Origin of the sequence: Herbaspirillum sp. VT-16-41 (assembly GCF_001994935.1) — a bacterium.
Lineage (GTDB): Bacteria > Pseudomonadota > Gammaproteobacteria > Burkholderiales > Burkholderiaceae_D > Herbaspirillum > Herbaspirillum frisingense.
In genome coordinates, this window is record NZ_MUXB01000121.1 from 169,228 (window position 1) to 188,646 (window position 19,419).

The window sequence follows — 19,419 nt, forward strand, 5'->3', positions numbered from 1 at the left end:
GCGGGCCATGGCCTCAGCGACGGGCGCGCCGCACCAGCAGGTAACGCCAGTACCAGCGCAAGCTGTCCAGGTAGCGGCCACGTGCCCACTGGAAGCGCGAGTGCATGCGCAATTCCTTGTAGTTCTGCGGCTCCAGGTCCAGTGGCTGATCCGACCAGGCCGATAGCGCATGGTAACGCTGGAACAGGCGCACCGAATCGTGGCCGCTCCAGACACCCCAGGGCTTGACCGAGCCGGCGAAGTGGATGAAGCTCGCGGCCCCCTCGGCAATGGCCAGCGCCGGGCGATTGTTTTCCAAGTCACCGACCAGGCCGTAGAGGTAATTCCAGCGGATATCGACGAAGCGTGCGCGACCATCCAGCACCACGTTCAGTGCATCCTGGTCGGGGAAGCGGTAGTGCTCACCATCCTTGAGGATGGCATCGATAGTCTGCTGCGTGATGCCGGCAGCGATCCAGTTCGGAATGTTGATGTACAACATGCCCGAGTTGAAGTAACACGGGTGCTTCAGCTTGAGCGCCTCCACCCGGCGCCGCGTGGTGGCTTCGGCATCGGGCACCACGGCGGCGATGTCCTGGCCCAGGTCCATCTGCGCCAGCGCATCGATGCTGCCCACGCAGAGGATGTCGGCATCCAGGTAGAGCACGCGGTCGGTGACGGACTTGAGGATGTCCGGAATCACCAGCCGTGCAAAGATGGACGAGGAATAATAGGACGACCTGGTGTACTGCTCGAAGCGCTCGAACAGCGACGCATCCAGCAGATGCAGATGGGTGCTGATGCCGGGCTGTTCACCCAGGCTGGCAAAGCGGCGACGGTTGTCGTCGTTGACCTTGGTGGCCAGCACGTGGAAGGCGAAACGACGCTGGCGATTGTTGTCGATCAGCGAGGAGATGGTCGCGCCCATGCAGCGGAAATAGCGGTCATCTACGCAGAACACGACGTGGAACACATCATCCTTGCTGCCTTGTGGCATCGCTTCTTGCGACGTCGCGTGAGACATGTTCACGACAGCACCTCCAGTACCTGCTCCATCGGAATCGCATCGACCCAGTCGCTACGACGTGCGGCCATGACCACGGTGCTGCGTGCGCGGTCGATGGGTGCCCACTCGGGGTTCTTGCGACGCATCAGCGCCACCACCGGTACATGCACGGCGTTGGCTAGGTGCATCACGGCCGTTTCCACCGAGATGATCAGGCCGCATCGCTGCAGGATCGCCGGCAGCTGGAAGAAACTCTGCTGCGCGCTGAACCAGTAGGTATTGGGCGGCAGGCGATCAGCGATCTGCGCCTTGGCCTGCTCGATTTCCTGCGGCGTGGCGTTGATGACGAAGCGCGTCTGTGCCCACTCCGGCCGCGCTTGCAGGGCCTGGATCAGGTCGGCCACGCGGGCCACCGGCCAGCAACGCTTCTTGGTCTTGGCAAAGGGGTTGATGAACACCAGTGCCGGCTTGCCGCTGGCGGTGGTCGGATTTTCCACGCCCCATTCCAGCAGTTGCGACTGCGCGCATTGCTGCCATTGGTCTGGAATATCGACAAAGGGCAGGCGCTGCTCGCCATTGACTTCCAGGCCACTGAGCTGCCTGAACCAGTGCGCATATTCATCCGTGATGTGATAACCGTCGAAGGGCGAGAAACGCGCAAACGAGGCATCCAGCCCGCGATAGGCCAGCCAGTCGGACGGTGCGTACCAGCGCGGCTTGCGGCGCATGCCCACGACCCATGCATCCGGCCCGACCTGGCGTGCCAGGCGTGCATACTGGGGCGGGCGCAAGGTCGCCAGCGAGACTACCAGCGGATAGTGTTCCGAGCGGGCCTCGGCAATCGACTCGGCCAGCAGCTGCGGACTATAGGTGCGACGATAGACCTTGGCGAAGAAGGGACATTGCTCGGCCCAGTCATACAAGGCGTAGTTCTTCAGGTAGCCCCACTTGGCCTCATCGGAGGTACGACGCACTTCGTCTATCCAGATATGCACCTGCACATGCGGATGCGCCTGCGAGAACGCCTGGAAGAAGTTCTGCAGGTAAGTGAAATCACCAATGGCCAGGTGCGCGATGAAGAGGATCTTATCAGCCTTGGCCAGGCGCGATGCGGGAATGAGCTGCATGTCAGCCGGCCATCTTCATGCGTTGCAACTGGAGGGACGTGAAGCGAGGCGCCGCTCCCATGGGCAGCTGCAGGAACTCCATCACCGTATCGACACTGATCTTGTTGATCCAGTCGTCGTGTTCGGGCGTATAGACGATATTGGTATTGGCCGCATCGATTGGCGCCCATTCCGGATTGATCTGGCGCATCATCGCCACCACCGGCACGCGTACCGCATTGGCCAGGTGCATGATCGAGGTTTCCACCGTGATGATCAGGTCGGACTGCTGCAGCATGGCCGGCAACTGGAAGAAGTGGTCATGCGCGCTGAACAGCCGGGTCCGCGGCAGCGCTGCGGCCTGGATTTGGCTTTGTGTACTCTCCCACAGCTCGGGCAAGCTGTTGACGATGAAGTCGGCCTCGGCCCACTTGGGGTCGGCCTGCATGCGCTTGATCAGGTCGGTCACGTTGACCACTGGCCAGGAGCGCTCGGGTGGCTTGGCAAAGGCATTGAGGAACACCAGCGGACGCGAGCGCGCCGCCTTGGGTGCGACACCCCACTGCTGCAGCTGCTGCACGGCGCCGTCCTGCCACTGCTGCGGCACATCCATGGTGGGCACACGCTGATCCTTGGGTACCTCGATGCCGAACAGGCCCTTGAACCAGTTGGCGTAGACATCGCTGACATGCAAGGTGCGGTCCTGCGAATACACCGGAATGGCAGCGTCCAGCGCACCGTAGATCAGGTGCTTGCGGAAATCATAGAAGCGCACGCGCTTGGTCATGGCCACCACGAAGCCCTTTGGGCTGATCCTGCGCACCATCTTGGCGTACATCGGCCGGCGCGCCAGGCCGAAGGACACAACGATGGGGTAGTTCTCTGCACGCGCCTCACGCATCGTCTCGCGCAGCACCAGGGGGCTGTAGGTGCGGGTGTAGAGCTTGTCGAACATGGGGCAGGTCTGCAGCCAGTCGAATACCACGTATTTCTGCAGGTGCTTCCATTGGCGGAAGTCCCAGGTCCGACGGACTTCATCGACCCACAGGTGGATCTTGATGTGGGGATAGGCCTCGGCGAAGGCCTTGAAGCAGGCCTGCATGTAGGTGAAATCTCCCAGCGCCAGGTGCGCGACGAACAGTATCTTGTCCGCCTTCTGCAAGATTTCGGCGGGAATGGTTTGTGGCAGCATGGCCGCTGCGCTGTTTTGGTCTGGTTGGGTCATACGACTTCTTTGTCAGAGCAGTTTCTTCAGTTGCTGCAGCTTGGCTTCATCCTGCTCGGCACCCTCGCCGGAGAACTGCAGGTGGTACAGCTTGGCATAGGCGCCATTGCGGGCCAGTAGTTCCTGGTGTGAACCGACTTCCACGATCTGGCCGGCCGACAGCACTACGATACGGTCGGCACGCTCCACCGTCGACAGGCGATGGGCGATGACGAAAGTGGTACGGCCTTCCATGAGCCAGTCCAGCGCAGCCTGGACGGCGCGCTCGGATTCGGTGTCCAGCGCGGAGGTGGCCTCGTCCAGGATCAGGATGGGGGCGTTCTTGTAGATCGCTCGGGCAATTGCCAGGCGCTGGCGCTGGCCGCCAGACAGGCGCGAGCCGTTGTCGCCCACCACGGTGTGGATGCCGTCCTGCAACTCCTTCATCAACGCGCTCAGGTGAGCGGCTTCCAGGGCGGCCTCCACGCGGGCTATATCCGGGTGGGGATCGCCATAGGCCACGTTCTCAATAATGGTGCCGTTGAACAGCACCACGTGCTGGCTGACCATGGCGATCTGGCGACGCAGGCTGCGCAGCGAGATGTCCTCGATGGGCTCACCATCCAGCAGGATCTTGCCCCCGGTGGCCGAATAGAAGCCCGGGATCATGTTCACCAACGTGGACTTGCCGCCGCCGGACATGCCCACGAAAGCGATGGTCTCGCCGGCATTCACGCTCAGGTTCAGGTGGTCCAGTGCCAGTTGCTCCCGCTCGGGATAGGCAAAGCACAGGTTGACCAATTCAATCTTGCCGGCGGCGCGCTGTTGCAGTTCACGTCCGCCGGTACGTTCGGTGGGCATGTCGATCAAGGCAAAGACCGCTTCGGCCGCAGCCATGCCACGTTGCAGGGGGCCGTTGACTTCGGCCAGCTGCTTCAGCGGCGTCAGCAGCATCAGCATGGCGGTGATGAAGGACACGAAACCGCCCACGGTGATCTCCCCATTGCCAGACTGGATCAGCGCCATGACGATCACGATGGCCACGGCCGAGGCCGTCATGAACTGGGTGATGGGCACCGTCGAGGAGAAGGTCTTGGTCATGCGCATGGTGTATCGGCGCAGGTTCTCGGAGTTCTCATGGAAGCGCTGCTTCTCGAACTCCTGGCCACCGAAGATCTTGATGACCTGCTGGGCGCGGGTCGATTCCTCGATCACCTGGGTCAGCTCGGCATTCACGCGCAACGAATCCTGATTCAGCTTCTTAAGGTTGCGACTGGTGAAGCGCACCACCGTCGCCAGCAGTGGCAACAGGATCAGGGTGATGATGGTCAGCGACCAGTTCAGGTACAACAACCAGGCCAGTAGGCCGAGAACGGTAAGGGCCGACCGGATGATGGAGGTGAAGATGCGGGTCACCATGTCAGTGATGCCCTGCACTTCGAACATGATGGAATTGATCACCTTACCCACGCTGTTGGTGGCATAGAAGGCCAGCGGGAAATCCAGCATGCGGGCAAACATCTGTCCGCGCACTTCATTGAGGATGCGGGTAGTGACCCAAGTCATGAGATAGCTGCTGGCAAAGGTCGAGGCGCCACGGATGACGAAGATGCCGATCACCGCAACCGGCACCAACCACAGCGAGAACGCCGGCTTGCCTACGAAGCCCTTATCCAGCAGGACCTGGAAAATGTAAGGCACCACTGGCTCGGTCCCGGCCGTCACCGCCATGGCGATGAAGGCCAGCACCAGCCGCCAGCGATAGGGCTTGTGCAGGCGTAGCAGACGGACGAAATACGGCGAAAGTTCAAGTTTCATACTGTGTTTCCATAAGGGAATGCCCGTGCAGCCACCGCTTTCGCAGGCGGACGAGCAAAGAAGCCCGCCATTCTACCGCCCCCAGGATCATTCCCTGCAGTGGAGGATGTGACTGAAACGTTGATGCGACGGTTTTTTTGCATTCTTGCAAGCGACGACAGCCCGGCGAGATACCAGGCTATCAACATCACTGGCTTAATACTCGACCACCACCGCCTCCTTGCCGAACGACGCCACCAGGGTCGATTGCAGGCTGTCACTGGGATTGACGCGCCAGGCGTCGCCCAGCACCACCTCGCAGGCCGCATCGGATTGCTGGTAGCGCATCACGAAGGGCAGGCCCTGCTCCTGGCGGTGTGCCGACAGCGTGTCCCGCAGCTGGTTGGGATCAACCGCCTTGTTCAGCGACACCACCATGCGCACGCCATATTGGATACGCGCCGCGCCCAGGTCCATGACCTTGTCGGCGGCCACCCGCAGGCCACCATTGAAGCGGTCTTCCGAGACCTTGCCCGAGACCACCAGCAACTCATCTTCCTTGATGAGATGCTTGAAGGGTTCGAAGAGTTCGTTGTAGATGGTGGCTTCGATCACGCCGGTGCCATCGTCGAGCGTGCAGATCACCAGCTTGCCGCGCTGGGTCATCTGCACCCGCACGCCGGTGATGATGCCGGCCAGGCTGCGCGGCTCCCAGGAGGGTTCCAGGCTGGCGATCTTGGTGCGTACGAAGCGGCGCACTTCCTTTTCATAGGCCGAGAACAGGTGACCGGAGAGATAGAAGCCCAGCGCGCCCTTTTCCTCGGTCAGGCGCTGCTTGTCGCTCCAGGGCGGCACTTGCACGTATTCCAGCGGGGCTTCCAGGTCGCTGTCGTCGCCACCGAAGAGGCTGACCTGGTTGGCCGATTTCTCGGCCTGCTCGGCGCTTTCCCAGGCCAGGTTGACCGAGGCTTGCAGGATGGCGCGATCGACCTTGAAGCAGTCGAAGGCGCCGGCACGGATCAGCGAATCGATGGTGCGACGGTTGATCTGTTTCTTGTCCACCCGCTTGGCGAAATCGAACAGGTCCTTGAAGGGGCCGCTCTTGCGTGCTTCCAGGATGGCTTCGATGGCATTCTGCCCGGCGCCCTTGACCGCGCCCAGACCGTAGCGGATCTGGGTCGCCTTCTTGCCGGGCTCGCCCACCGGCATGAAGCGGTAGTCGGACTTGTTGATGTCCGGCGGCAGGATGGCCAGCTTGCAGATGTCGATCGCATCTTCGATCAGGATCTTGACCTTGTCCGTGTCTTCCATGGCCAGCGACAAGTTGGCGGCCATGAACGCGGCGGGGTGGTGGGCCTTGAGGTAGGCGGTGTAGTAGGACAGCAGCGCGTAAGCGGCCGCGTGCGACTTGTTGAAACCGTAGCCGGCGAACTTTTCCATCAAGTCGAAGATCTCGTCGGCCTTGGCCTGGTCCAGCCCGTTCTTGGCCGCGCCTTCGCGGAACAGCTCACGGTGCTTGGCCATTTCCTCGGCCTTCTTCTTGCCCATCGCCCGGCGCAGCAAGTCGGCGCCGCCCAGCGAGTAGCCGCCGATCACCTGCGCCATCTGCATCACCTGCTCCTGATAGACCATGATGCCGTAGGTCTCGGAGAGAATGTCCTTGGTACGCGGATCGGGATAGTCGAAGGCTTCGCCGTGCTTGCGCTTGCAGAAGTCGGGGATCAGGTCCATCGGGCCGGGACGATACAGCGCCACCAGGGCGATGATGTCCTCGAAACGGTCGGGGCGCGCGTCCTTCAACATGCCTTGCATGCCGCGGCTTTCCAGCTGGAACACGGCGACCGTCTTGGCCTTGGTCAGCAGTTCGTATGAGGGCCGGTCGTCCAGCGGCAGCTTGGCCAGGTCGAACTCGGCCATGGCCGGGTCCAGCATGCGGATGTAGCGCACCGCGCGATCCAGGATGGTCAGCGTGGTCAGGCCCAGGAAGTCGAACTTGACCAGGCCGACGGCTTCGACGTCATCCTTGTCGTACTGCGATACCACGCCGGAGTCGCCACCCTGCGTGTAGAGCGGGCAGAAATCGGTGAGCTTGCCGGGGGCAATCAGCACGCCACCGGCGTGCATGCCGATGTTGCGGGCGATGCCTTCGACCTGCTGGGCCAGGCCCATCAACTGCTTGACCTCTTCTTCGTTCTCCAGCCGCTCCTTCAGCAGCGGCTCTTCCTCGATGGCATCGGCCAGCGTGACCAGCTTGCCCGGCTTGAAGGGAATCAGCTTGGAAATGCCGTCGCAGAAGTTGTAGCCCAGGTCCAGCACGCGACCCACGTCGCGTACCGCGCCCTTGGCCGCCATGGTACCGAAGGTGGCGATCTGCGAGACCGCCTCCTTGCCGTAACGATCCTTCACATATTGAATCACCCGGTCGCGACCTTCCTGGCAGAAGTCGATGTCGAAGTCGGGCATGGAGACGCGTTCCGGGTTCAGGAAGCGTTCGAACAGCAGGTTGTAGCGCAGCGGGTCGAGGTCGGTGATCAGCAGGCAGTAGGCCACCAGCGAGCCGGCGCCGGAACCCCGGCCGGGGCCAACCGGCACGCCATTGTTCTTGGCCCACTGGATGAAGTCGGCCACGATCAGGAAGTAGCCCGGGAACTTCATCTTGATGATGGTGTTGTTCTCGAACTCCAGGCGCGCTTCATAGCGCGGGCGCTGCTTCTCGCGCTCGGCTTCGTCGGGGAAGAGTTCCTTGAGACGCACTTCCAGCCCGGCCTTGGTCTGGGCCACCAGGAAGTCGTCGATGGTCATGCCGTCCGGCGTAGGGAAGTCCGGCAGTTGTGGCTTGCCCAGCTGCAGCACCAGGTTGCAGCGCTTGGCGATTTCGACGGTATTGGCAATGGCCCCCGGCAGGTCGGCGAAAAGCTCGGCCATCTCGGCCTGCGACTTGAAGTACTGCTGTTCATTGAAGCGCTTCACCCGGCGCGCATTGGCCATGATCTCGCCTTCGGCGATGCAGGTGCGGGCTTCGTGGGCGATGAATTCTTCCGGGCTCTGGAACTGGACCGGATGGGTAGCCACGCAGGGCAGGCCCAGCCTGGCGCCCAGGGCCACGCTCTGGCGCACCTGTACATCCATGTTGGGTTGGCCGGCACGCTGCAGTTCCAGGTAGAAGGCACCCGGGAAGATATCGGCCCAGCGGCGGGCGCAGGCTTCGGCCTGGGCCAGGTTGCCGTTGTCGATGGCCTGGCCGATGTCGCCCAGCCCGGCGCCGGACAAGGCAATCAAGCCATTGCCACCTTCCTGGTGGCGCAGCGCCTCCAGCCACTCCATGCGCACTTCGGCGCGGCCCTTGTACTGGTTGTTCAACCAGGCCTGGGACAGGACTTCACATAGCTGCAGGTAGCCATGACGGCTCTTGATCAGCACCAGCAGCCGGAACGGCTTGTCGCGATCGGCGTCGTTGGTGATCCACAGGTCACAGCCGGCAATGGGCTTGACACCCTTGCCACGCGCTTCCTTGTAGAACCGCACCATGCAGAACAGGTTGGAGAGATCGGTCACCGCCAGAGCGGCCTGGCCATCCTTGGCAGCGGCCTTGACGATGTCGTCAATGCGCACCAGGCCGTCGACGATGGAGTACTCCGAGTGCATTCGGAGATGAACAAATTGCGGGGTAGTCATAGGACGACATTTTACCGGAGCTTGGGATGCACTTCGGCTTTGCGAGACCAGCTTTTCACAGGAATTCAACTGCCTGTGAACAATTTACACAAATCTGCTCGAAATATTGCTAGAAGCCGCCTTGATCTGCATCAGAGAAGCGACATCCAGCCGGGCAGGCGCCGGCAAATTGCTGCGAACGCCTGGGCTGCGCGTATATAATGCTGACAATTCAAAGACTTAGAGCTGAGTAACGAACCATGCAGTCCCCCGATACACCCTACGTCAACATCGCCGCCTACAAATTCGTCAGCTTCGACGATACCGCTGAAAAGCGTCCCGAATTCCTAGCGTTTTGCCAACAACACAACTTGCGTGGCACGGTGATCCTGAGCCCGGAGGGCATCAACCTGTTCCTGGCCGGCCTGCGGCCGGACATCGACGCCTTCCTTGCCTGGCTGCGCGCCGATCCGCGTTTCGCCGACCTGATCGTCAAGGAAAGCTATTCCGAGAAGCAACCGTTCACGCGCATGCTGGTGAAACTGAAGGCTGAAATCATCACCATGAAGCATCCGCTGATCAAGCCCGAGCTGGGCCGGGCACCCTTCGTGGAACCCAGGGAGCTCAAGCGCTGGCTGGACCAGGGCCATGATGACGAGGGCCGTCCGGTGGTGATGGTCGATACCCGCAATGGCTTCGAGGTCGATGTCGGCACCTTCGAGAACACGGTCGACTACCGCATCAGCAAGTTCACCGAATTCCCCAAGGTCATCGAGGACCACAGGGCCGACTTCGAAGGCAAGACCGTGGTCACCTTCTGCACCGGCGGGATCCGCTGCGAAAAGGCCGCCATCCACATGCAAAACATCGGCTATGACCATGTCTACCAGCTGGAAGGCGGGATCCTGAAGTATTTCGAGGATGTCGGCGGCGCCCACTACAACGGCGACTGCTTCGTCTTCGACTACCGTACCGCCCTGAGCCCGGAGCTGAAGGAAACCCAGACCGCCCAGTGCTTCGCCTGCCGCGCCGTGGTCACGCCACGCGAGCAGTTGTCGCCAGACTATGTGCCGGGCAAGTCCTGCCCGCATTGCGCTTCGGCGCGGCGCAAGGGTGAAGAAACACAGGAAACCGCGTCCGCCCAGGCCTGATCGCCCGTCCTGCAGCAATGAAAAAGCCGGCCCAAGTGAACTGAGGCCGGCTTTTTTACGTCCGCCGTGGCGGTTGCTGGATGCTTCCTGCTGCTTACTTCTTGAACTTGGCTGCGGTTTCCACCACGCGTGCACCGAAGAGCTTGGCGGTTTCCAGGTCGCCCGGCAGCGGGCCTTCTTCCGGCGAGGAATCCGACGGGCTTTGCGCCATCAGGCCCGAGAAGGAACCGACGAAGTTGATGTCGTTGCGTTGGGCAGCCTTGCTGTTGGAGGGCATCAGACCGGTGCCGACCCAGATCATGCTGTGCTGCATGCCCAGGGTGAACAGGTAGTGCAGGGTCGAGAGCTTGTCGCCGTTCATGGTCGCCGAGTTGGTGAAGGCGGCACCGACCTTGTCCTTCCACTTCTGGCTGAACCAGGGCTTGGAGGATGCGTCGGCAAACTTCTTGAACTGCCAGGACACGGTACCCATGTAGGTCGGCGAGCCGAAGATGATGGCGTCGGCCGCATCCAGGCTGGCCCACTGCGCGTCGGTGATGGTGCCTTCGGCACTGATGGCGATGAGTTCGACATCGGCGCCGGCAACACCAGCAGCGCCGGCCTGCACGGCTTCAGCCTGCTTCTTGGTGTGGCCGTAGCCGGAATGGTAGACGATGGCAACTTTGGTCATGACGGGTATTCCTTCTCTAGAGAGTGAAGTGACACGGTGGAAAATCCGCCGGTGTGATCGGTACCGGCGGGCAATGCGACTACGAGACTACAGAATCATGGGGCTGCCGCAGCAGACACCCGAATCCATCAGCGCGGCAGGTCGAACAACAGGACTTCCGCCTTGTCGCCGTCGCTGATCTCGATGCGGTCGACCGCACTGAGCTTGACGGCATCGCCGGCTTCCAGGGCCTGGCCGTTGACGCTGACCTTGCCACGGGCCACGTGAATATATCCGAGGCGGCCTTGCGGCAAGGCATAGTCGGCACGCTGGGCACCGTCGAACAGGCCGGCATACAGCTGGGCGTCCTGATTCATGCTGACTGAACCGTCGCGACCGTCGCCGGAAGCCACCAGGCGCAACTTGCCATCCTTGTCGGCGGCCGAGAAATGCGCCTCCTGGTAGCCAGGATCGGCACCGGCGCGGTCCGGCATGATCCAGATCTGCAGGAAGTGGGTGGTACCGTCCTGGGAGTGGTTGTACTCCGAGTGCCGTACCCCGGTGCCTGCGCTCATGCGTTGTACGTCACCCGGACGGATCACGCTGCCGTTACCCATGCTGTCCTTGTGGGCCAGCTCGCCTTCGAGCACGTAGGAAATGATCTCCATGTCGCGGTGGCCGTGCGTACCAAAGCCCTGGCCAGCGGCCACGCGATCCTCGTTGATCACGCGCAGCGGGCCGAAACCCATGTGCTTGGGATCATAGTAATCCGCGAAGGAAAAGCTGTGATACGAATCCAGCCAACCGTGGTTGGCGTGGCCACGATCGTTCGCTTTGCGAAGTTCCATCATGTCAACACCTCTTTCTCAAGTGACGTACAGACCGGAAGTGGTTTGTACAAAATGTTTGTCGATGGCGTCACTATAGTGGCTAACTTTTCCCGAGATAAGGTCTAAAATCCGTAGTGTTCATTCAAAAATTTTAAACAAGGGAAAGCGACGTGAACCTGACCCTGGAATCCCTGCTGATCCTGGACATGATCGACCGCAAGGGCAGCTTTGCCGCCGCTGCCGTGGCACTGGACCGCGTGCCCTCGGCGCTGACCTACAGCGTGCGCAAGCTGGAAGACGATCTCGACGTGCTGCTGTTCGACCGCCGTGGCCATCGAGCCCAGTTGACACCGGCCGGGCTGCAATTGTTGCAGGAGGGCCGGCACCTGCTGCTGGCCGCCAGCGACCTGGAACAGCGTGTCAAACGCACCGCCACCGGCCGCGAGACCGAGCTGCACATCGTGCTCAACAGTCTGATCCCCTTCGACAAGATGCTGCCCATCATCGAAGCCTTCGATCGCGAACAATCCGGCACCCGCCTGCGCTTCACGCCCGGGGTATTGACCGGCGCCTGGGAAAAGCTGATCGAAGGCCGCGCCAACCTGGTCATCGGGGTGACCCTGGATGGGCCGGAGGTCGTGCGCACCAGTGGCCGCTTCCAGATGCAGGAACTGGGCGCCGTGGACTGGGTATTCGCGGTAGCGCCGCAGCACCCGCTGGCCACCGCCGACGAGCCCTTGTCGGCCGAGCTGGTACGCAGCCACCGCGCCATTGCCGTGGGGGACAACAGCCAGTCGCTGCCGACCCTGACCATGGGCCTGCTGTCAGGCCAGGAAACCCTGACAGTGGCCACCGTGGCCGACAAGCTGCAGGCGCAGCTGGCGGGCCTGGGCTGCGGCCATCTGCCCCGCATCTGGGCGGAACCCTACCTGACCTCGGGGGCGCTGGTGGAAAAACAGACCCTGGCCGCCAAACCCAACGACAATTTCATGGTGGCCTGGCCCAAGGCTGAACAGGGCAAATCGCTCAAATGGTTCATCCAGCACCTGGCCCAACCGCAGGTACGTGCATCGCTGATCGGGCCGGTCTCCGCACCGGAGCCAATGTGAGCGCCTGCGCCTACGTCGGCCGCTTCGCGCCCTCCCCGTCCGGGCCGCTGCACGCCGGTTCGCTGGTGGCGGCGCTGGCCAGCTACCTGGATGCGCGCATCCATGACGGGCGCTGGCTGCTGCGCATCGAGGACATCGACGAAACCCGCACCGTGCCGGGTGCTGCCGATGACATCGTGGCGACCCTGGCGGCGCTGGACATGCATGCCGACGGCCCGGTACTGGTCCAGAGCCAGCGCAAGGAGCGTTACCAGTTGGCCCGGGAGAAGCTGGGCACGATGGTGTATCCCTGTGGTTGCAGCCGCAAGGAAATCGCCGATTCACGGGTGGGCACTGCCAGTGACGGCGCCGCCATCTATCCCGGCACCTGCCGCCACGGCCTGGCACCGGGCAAGCAGGCCCGCACGCTGCGGCTACGCGTGCCGGATGCCGGGCAGCCGGGGGAACGGGTGCAGTTCGAAGATCGCTGGCTGGGGCCGCAGGCGCAGCACCTGGCCTCGGAGGTGGGGGATTTCGTATTGCAGCGAGCCGATGGCTTCTGGGCCTATCAGCTGGCGGTGGTGGTGGACGATGCCGAACAGGGCGTGACTGACGTCGTGCGCGGGGCCGACCTGCTGGACTCGACGGCACGGCAGATCTACCTGCAAGGCTTGCTGGGCTATCCGACCCCGCGCTACCTGCATGTACCGCTGCTGGTGAATGAGACGGGGGAGAAGTTTTCCAAGCAGAACGGCGCGCAGGCACTGGACCTGGGACAGCCACTGCAACAGTTGCAGCAGGCCGCTGCTTTCCTCGGACTGGCCAGCGAAACAGGCCAGGTCCGCGACCGGGAAGGATTCTGGAATGGCGCGCTCACCGGCTGGCAAGCGCGTTTCGGCTCGCGCTGAAAGAAGCGCTCAGCGCTTGGGCATGCCGCCCAGCAGGGCTGCCACCTTGGGCTTGGGACGGTTGTTCTTGGGCAATTCCGGCTTGGTGGACACGGTTTCGACGGCGCTGGGCTCGTAGGGCTTGAGGAACCAGGGATCGACCTTCTCGCGACGCGGCGCAGCGGAATAGCCATCGCGGCTGCTGCGGCTGCGTTCGCCGCGGTCGCTACGATCACCCCGATCACTGCGCTCGCCACGGTCGGCGCGCTCGCCGCGTTCACTCCGGTCGCCACGATCACTGCGTTCACCGCGTTCATGACGCGCACGGGGAGCAAAACCAGCCAGCTCGGCACGTTCGAATTTCTTCTTGATCAGCTTCTCGATGTCGGTCAGCAGACGGTCGTCCTTGTCGCAGAACAGCGAGATGGCGTCGCCCGAGGCACCGGCACGACCGGTACGACCGATACGGTGCACGTAGTCTTCGGCGTTGTAGGGCAGATCGTAGTTGATCACACAGGGCAGCTCGGCGATATCCAGGCCACGTGCAGCCACGTCGGTGGCCACCAGCACTTCGATCTGGCCCTGCTTGAAGGCTTCCAGCGCGGCCATGCGCTCGCCCTGGGTCTTGTCGCCGTGGATGGCGGAGGCCTTGACGCCTTCGGCCAGCAGGGTACGCGCCAGGCGCGATGCGCCGATCTTGGTGTTGGAGAAGACGATCACTTGCTTCAGTTCGCGCTGGCGAATGATGAAGCTCACTGCATCGGCCTTGGCCGCCTCATCCACCTTGTAGATGGTCTGTGTGACGTTTTCGGCGGTGGCGTTGCTGCGGGCCACTTCGATGGTGACCGGGTTGTTCTGGAAGCTGGCGGCCAGCTTCTTGATTTCCGGCGAGAAGGTGGCCGAGAACAGCAGGTTCTGGCGCTGCTTGGGCAGCAGGTTGATGATGCGCTGCAGGTCCGGCAGGAAGCCCATGTCCAGCATGCGGTCGGCCTCGTCCATCACCAGGATCTGGGTCTGAGACAGGTTCACCGTCTTCTGCTGCACGTGGTCCAGCAGGCGGCCTGGAGTGGCGATGACGATTTCCACGCCGGCGCGCAGGATGGCGGTCTGCGGCGACATGTCCACGCCACCGAAGACCACGGTGGAACGCAGCGGGGTGAAGCGGCAATAGGCGGCCACGTTGTCGGCCACCTGGTCAGCCAGCTCGCGGGTGGGCGTCAGGATCAGGGCGCGCACCGGGTGGCGGGCCGGCGAGGCGCTGTGGCTGGCGTGTTGCAGCAGGCGCTGGATGATGGGTAGCGAGAAGCCGGCGGTCTTGCCGGTACCGGTCTGGGCAGCGCCCATCACGTCCCGGCCTTGCAGCACCACAGGAATGGCCTGGGCCTGGATCGGGGTGGGATGGACATAGCCTTGCTCGGCCAGGGCTTTCAGGATATCGGGCGAGAGGCCGAAATCTTCGAAGCGGACGGCGGGTGCAGCCGGTGCTGCGGACGCGGACGTGGTGTCGGACATGGTTTATTGCGAACGGTGCGACAGCGCCGCGGCAGCCGCCAGGCGGCTCCGGTGCATGGGGTGCATGCGCACGGGTTCTGATTGCTTTCTGTGTTGATGTGTTACGGGCGAACCGGCCAAACCTGAGCGGCCGGGCGCTTCGGATGATGCAAAAGATGCTGACCGGGACGACGACCTGCCACGCCCGGAACTCCCTATTATACGCCGCATCGCCAATCGCTTCATGACAGTTTGGTTTCCGCCCCCGGCCAGCCGGGGCCGGCAGGCCGGAAACCAGGTCAAACAGCCGCCCGCAAGAACCGGCTGGCGCGGCTGTGCGAAGGCTTAGCCGATGGTGATGTTGATATCGGGCAAGCCGTCGACATGTCCCTGCAGGCGATCGCCCTTGACCACCGCGCCCACCCCTTCGGGCGTGCCGGAGAAGATGATGTCTCCCGGGAACAGCTCGACCAGGCCCGACAGGTAGGAAATGGTCTCGGCCACGCTCCAGATCAGGTCCGACAGGTCGCCTTGCTGGCGCACTTCGCCGTTGACCTTGAGCCACACCGCGCCGCGCTCTGGATGGCCGGACTGTGCCACCGGCACGATCGGTGCGCAGGGTGCGGACTGGTCGAATCCCTTGGCCATGTCCCAGGGGCGGCCCAGCTTCTTGGCCTGCGCCTGGATGTCACGGCGGGTCATGTCCAGGCCGACGGCATAGCCGTAGACCAGATCCAGCGCCTGTTCCACCGGGATATCGCGACCACCCTTGGCCAGCGCCACCACCATCTCGATCTCGTGATGGTAATCGGCGGTAGCGGCCGGATAGGGCAGCACGGAGTCGGTCGGCACGATCGCATCAGCCGGCTTCATGAAGAAGAATGGCGGTTCACGGTCCGGGTCATGGCCCATTTCGCGGGCGTGGGCGGCATAGTTGCGACCGACGCAATAGATGCGGCGGACCGGGAATGGAGCACCACCCACCACGGGGATCGTGGTCTGGGCGGGTGCGGGGATGGCGAAACTCATCGGGAAGACTCCGTAGTGGCGTGATCGTTGTGGCGCAATACCTGCATGAGCACAAATGAAGATAAGCGGTCGATGCCGGCTTGCGTCGACCGTCAGTTGTCTGACGTCGTCCTAGTGTAAAAGAAAAGCCACATTGCCGCTTGCGGCGACCCAAGCAGCCGCAAGGAAGATATAGGCGGCAATTCCACCTGTAATCCGCTGGATAAATCGGAATGAATTTGGGACACTTGCTGCACGCTCAGGCCGGCCACGCCGCCTGCCCCCTTTTCTCTCCCGAACCAATCCATGCGTCAGCAAGCCAATCCTTCCCTCATCCTGCTGCAAAAAGCCCTCGCGCTGCATCAAAAAGGCGATCTGGCGCCGGCCGAGGAGCTGTACAAGAAAGTCCTGCTCAAGTTGCCCCGGCATTTCGAAGCCAATTACCTGTATGGCATGCTCAAGCTGCATCAGGAAGATTGGGCTGCTGCCGAGGCGCAACTGGCCAAGGCCATCGACCTCAATCCCGGCCACCTGGATACCTACTTCGACCACGCAGGGGCGCTCGAACAACTGGGACGGGACGAGGAAGCCGTCGCCCGCTACGACCACCTGATCGCCACCAAACCTGATTTTCCCGACGCCTTGCTGCGGCGTGGTACAGCCTTGCGGCGTCTCGGACGCTCCGCCGAAGCCCTGGAAGACTTCGCGCGGACGCTGAAGATGAACCCGGACAATCCCGATGCCTGGTTCCAGCAAGGCAATGCGCAGCACGACCTGTTTGCCTACGCCGACGCACGCCAGTCGTATAGCTCGGCCCTGACCCTGCGCCCGGATTTCATCGAAGCCTGGTTCAACCTCGGCAATACCTGCAAGGACAGCTACCTGCTGGAAGAAGCCCTGGCCGCCTACGACCGCGCACTGACGGTAAAGCCTGATTTCTACCAGGCGCTGTCCAACCGGGGCTATGTCCTGGTACAGCTGCAACGCCCGCTGGAAGCGCTGCAAGCCTATGACCAAGCCCTGGCACTGGACGATAGCTCGGCCGACCTGTGGTTCAATCGGGGTTCGACCCTGGAAACCCTGCGTCGCTTCGACGAGGCCACCGACTCCTATGATCGCGCCCGCCAATTGAATCCAGACGCCTCCTCCGCGCCGTGGAACGACGCCCTCATGCAATTGCTGCAAGGGGACTACCAGAATGGCTGGCGCGCCTACGAGGCGCGCTGGTACACCGAACAGATGCAAGGTCAGTTGCGCCACTTCACCGAGCCGCTCTGGCTGGGCGATTTTTCGCTGGAGGGCAAGACCATCCTTCTGCACGCCGAACAGGGCTTTGGCGACACCCTGCAATTCGTACGGTACGTGCCGCTGGTGGCAGCCATGGGCGCACGCGTGATCCTGGAAGTGCAACCCGCCCTGGTCAAGCTGCTGGGCAATGTCCCCGGGGCGGCCGAGGTCATCAGCAGCCAGCGCTTCATGCGCCCGGCCTTCGATGTGCACTGCCCATTGATGAGCTTGCCGCTGGCGTGCCAGTCATTCAGCGAAGCAGACATTCCGCGCGCGCCCTATCTGTTGCCTGACGCCAGTGCCTGGAGCGACTGGGCGCAACGCCTGCCGCACAACCGCGCCCTGCGCGTGGGATTGGTCTGGGCCGGCAGTTCGGCGCAAACCCATCCGGACGCCGTACGGATCGACGGCCAGCGTTCGCTCCCCTTCGATGCACTGGCACCCGTGGTGGAGCTTGCACGCGAGCACGCTCAGCTGGAATTCTATTCGGTGCAGGTCGGCGACACGGCGCTGGCCCAGTTGCACAGCCATCCGCTGGCCAGCCACGTCAAGGATTGCTCTGGAGCACTGCGCGACTTTGCCGACACCTCGGGCCTGATCGCCCATCTGGACCTGCTGATCAGTGTCGACACTTCGGTATGCCACCTGGCCGGTGCCCTGGGCAAGCCGGTGTGGCTGCTCAATCGCGTCAATACCTGCTGGCGCTGGCAGCTGGATCGTAGCGACACCCCTTGGTATCCCTCCTTCACGATCTTCCGCCAGACCCAGACGGACGACTGGAACGAGGTCATTGCCCAGGTTCGCTCAGCACTCCAACAACGCCTGCCCCAACACTGATACCATGCGCGCCGTCGCGGATGGACGACCATCCGTCGGAACCTGGCGCGCCGGTCTGCCTCATACCCTCAGGCAGGCCTCAATGACCCGACACATTCCGACCGGCGGCGACGCCCAGCGCTCTGCCGCCCCTACGGAACGAAGACAACAAGGACAACCCTATGCAAACCGGAGCCCCCTCTCCTTCTACTTCCAAGGCGCAGGCCGACGGGCCGCGCCTGCTCGCCGACATCGGTGGCACCAACGCCCGCTTTGCGCTGGAAACGGCACCCGGCCATATCGAACAGGTGCAGGTGCTGCGCGGTGCCGACTATCCGGAATTCACCGATGCCGTACAGACCTATCTCCAGCTGGCAGGCCAGCCACCGGTCCGGCACGCCGTGGTGGCCATCGCCAATCCGGTGCAAGGTGACCAGATCAAGATGACCAACCACGACTGGGCCTTTTCCATCGAGGCTGCACGGCAATTGCTGGGGCTGGAACTGCTGCTGGTGGTCAATGACTTCACCGCGCTCTCAATGGCGGTCCCACAATTGCGCACCGACGAGCTGCAGCAGATCGGTGGCGGTGCGCCCAAAAGAGACCAGCCAATCGGCCTGGTCGGCGCTGGCACCGGGCTGGGTGTGGGCGGTCTGATCCGTGGCGACGGCCACTGGCTGCCGCTGGCCAGCGAAGGCGGGCATGTGGCCTTCGCCCCGGCCAATCCGCGTGAAGCGGCGGTGCTGGCCTATGCCTGGCAATTCCATGAGCACGTATCGGCGGAGCGCCTGGTGTCTGGCCCCGGCCTGGAGTTCATCCATCGCGCCCTGCTGGCCATCGACGGCCATCCCGCTGCCGAGTTGAAGGCGGCTGACATCGTGGAAGGTGCGCTCCAGCAAGGCGACGCCATCTGCCGCGAAACGGTGGACCTGTTCTGCAGCATGCTGGGTACGGTGGCAGCCGACTTGGCGCTGACGCTGGGTGCGCTCGGCGGTATCTATATCGGTGGCGGCGTGGTTCCACACCTGGGGGATTATTTCGCCCGCTCACCCTTCCGGGCGCGCTTCGAGAACAAGGGGCGTATGTCGGTCCTGACCCAGGCCATTCCGACCTATGTGATCACGGCGGAGTATCCGGCTTTCACGGGCGTGTCGGCCATCCTGGCAGATCGCCTGGACGCCCGCCGATAGCGCGTATCCAACATGCAGGCCGCCGCACATGGAGCGGCGGTGTAGTCTCTTTGGAAGGGGGGGGACTTGCAGAAAGCCGTCATGACGAACATAACGGCTGAGATGAAATCAAGAGGCGAGCCTTGTCTGCGGCACTTGTGGGAAATAGCTGTGGCTGCTTCGTTCCCGACCTGACCAGGTTGACCATGCCACAATGCGCAGGGGCCCGCCGGGGAGCATTGTATCCCAATTCACATCACCCCGGCCAGCTAATTCATTGCACCGCATCAGAAACTG

14 protein-coding genes and 1 other RNA gene are annotated in these 19,419 nt (G+C 62.7%); 5 read left to right on the plus strand and 10 right to left on the minus strand.

The window, feature by feature from the left end; translation table 11 throughout:
* Positions 1-13 precede the first annotated feature (13 nt).
* The 5 genes from BTM36_RS19480 to dnaE all read right to left on the minus strand — a co-directional run bounded on the left by BTM36_RS19480 (position 14) and on the right by dnaE (position 8,767).
* Positions 14-1,003 (minus strand): glycosyltransferase family 8 protein, encoded by a 990-nt coding sequence (locus BTM36_RS19480; RefSeq protein WP_077237592.1) that lies wholly within the window; start codon positions 1,001-1,003, stop codon positions 14-16.
* A gap of 2 nt (positions 1,004-1,005) precedes the next feature.
* Positions 1,006-2,112: a glycosyltransferase family 9 protein gene (locus tag BTM36_RS19485; protein ID WP_077237593.1), complete on the minus strand. Its 1,107-nt coding sequence runs from the start codon at positions 2,110-2,112 to the stop codon at positions 1,006-1,008.
* 1 nt (position 2,113) lies between these two features.
* Entirely contained in the window at positions 2,114-3,316 is a 1,203-nt protein-coding gene (locus BTM36_RS19490) for a glycosyltransferase family 9 protein (protein ID WP_254427043.1), read from the minus strand.
* A gap of 12 nt (positions 3,317-3,328) precedes the next feature.
* Complete coding sequence (gene msbA, locus BTM36_RS19495) at positions 3,329-5,113, minus strand: lipid A export permease/ATP-binding protein MsbA (RefSeq protein WP_077237594.1); 1,785 nt, start codon at positions 5,111-5,113, stop codon at positions 3,329-3,331.
* A gap of 195 nt (positions 5,114-5,308) precedes the next feature.
* Positions 5,309-8,767 (minus strand): DNA polymerase III subunit alpha, encoded by a 3,459-nt coding sequence (gene dnaE / locus BTM36_RS19500; RefSeq protein WP_077237595.1) that lies wholly within the window; start codon positions 8,765-8,767, stop codon positions 5,309-5,311.
* A 239-nt stretch (positions 8,768-9,006) separates the two neighbouring features.
* Between dnaE and BTM36_RS19505 the strand changes: the two genes are divergently transcribed.
* Complete coding sequence (locus BTM36_RS19505; RefSeq protein WP_077237596.1) at positions 9,007-9,897, plus strand: sulfurtransferase; 891 nt, start codon at positions 9,007-9,009, stop codon at positions 9,895-9,897.
* A 94-nt stretch (positions 9,898-9,991) separates the two neighbouring features.
* Here the strand turns inward: BTM36_RS19505 and BTM36_RS19510 are convergent, their stop codons facing one another.
* Together BTM36_RS19510 and BTM36_RS19515 are read right to left on the minus strand one after the other, a co-directional pair.
* Positions 9,992-10,567, minus strand: coding sequence for a flavodoxin family protein (locus tag BTM36_RS19510; protein WP_006464657.1), 576 nt, complete (start codon positions 10,565-10,567; stop codon positions 9,992-9,994).
* 128 nt (positions 10,568-10,695) lie between these two features.
* Entirely contained in the window at positions 10,696-11,397 is a 702-nt protein-coding gene (locus BTM36_RS19515; RefSeq protein ID WP_077237597.1) for a pirin family protein, read from the minus strand.
* A 149-nt stretch (positions 11,398-11,546) separates the two neighbouring features.
* Between BTM36_RS19515 and BTM36_RS19520 the strand changes: the two genes are divergently transcribed.
* Both BTM36_RS19520 and gluQRS read left to right on the plus strand, forming a co-directional pair.
* Entirely contained in the window at positions 11,547-12,485 is a 939-nt protein-coding gene (locus BTM36_RS19520; protein ID WP_077237598.1) for a LysR family transcriptional regulator, read from the plus strand.
* On the plus strand, positions 12,482-13,372 hold the full coding sequence (gene gluQRS, locus BTM36_RS19525) for a tRNA glutamyl-Q(34) synthetase GluQRS (protein ID WP_077237599.1): 891 nt from the start codon (positions 12,482-12,484) through the stop codon (positions 13,370-13,372). The genes BTM36_RS19520 and gluQRS overlap by 4 nt, the downstream gene beginning before the upstream one ends.
* Before the next feature lie 9 nt (positions 13,373-13,381).
* On the opposite strand, the gene BTM36_RS19530 is transcribed toward gluQRS, so the two are convergent.
* Both BTM36_RS19530 and BTM36_RS19535 read right to left on the minus strand, forming a co-directional pair.
* On the minus strand, positions 13,382-14,863 hold the full coding sequence (locus BTM36_RS19530; RefSeq protein WP_006464653.1) for a DEAD/DEAH box helicase: 1,482 nt from the start codon (positions 14,861-14,863) through the stop codon (positions 13,382-13,384).
* A 324-nt stretch (positions 14,864-15,187) separates the two neighbouring features.
* Positions 15,188-15,871: a fumarylacetoacetate hydrolase family protein gene (locus BTM36_RS19535; RefSeq protein ID WP_006464652.1), complete on the minus strand. Its 684-nt coding sequence runs from the start codon at positions 15,869-15,871 to the stop codon at positions 15,188-15,190.
* 285 nt (positions 15,872-16,156) lie between these two features.
* On the opposite strand from BTM36_RS19535, the gene BTM36_RS19540 reads away from it, so the two are divergent.
* Together BTM36_RS19540 and BTM36_RS19545 are read left to right on the plus strand one after the other, a co-directional pair.
* Positions 16,157-17,974, plus strand: a complete 1,818-nt coding sequence (locus BTM36_RS19540; RefSeq protein WP_077237600.1) for a tetratricopeptide repeat protein — start codon at positions 16,157-16,159, stop codon at positions 17,972-17,974.
* Between the two features lie 161 nt (positions 17,975-18,135).
* The gene (locus BTM36_RS19545) at positions 18,136-19,143 is read left to right on the plus strand and encodes a glucokinase (protein WP_077237601.1); all 1,008 of its coding nucleotides are present in this window, start codon (positions 18,136-18,138) and stop codon (positions 19,141-19,143) included.
* Positions 19,144-19,254: 111 nt separating this feature from the next.
* Here BTM36_RS19545 and ffs read toward each other — a convergent pair.
* Positions 19,255-19,353, minus strand: an RNA gene (ffs, locus tag BTM36_RS19550) — signal recognition particle sRNA small type.
* Between the last annotated feature and the right edge of the window lie 66 nt (positions 19,354-19,419).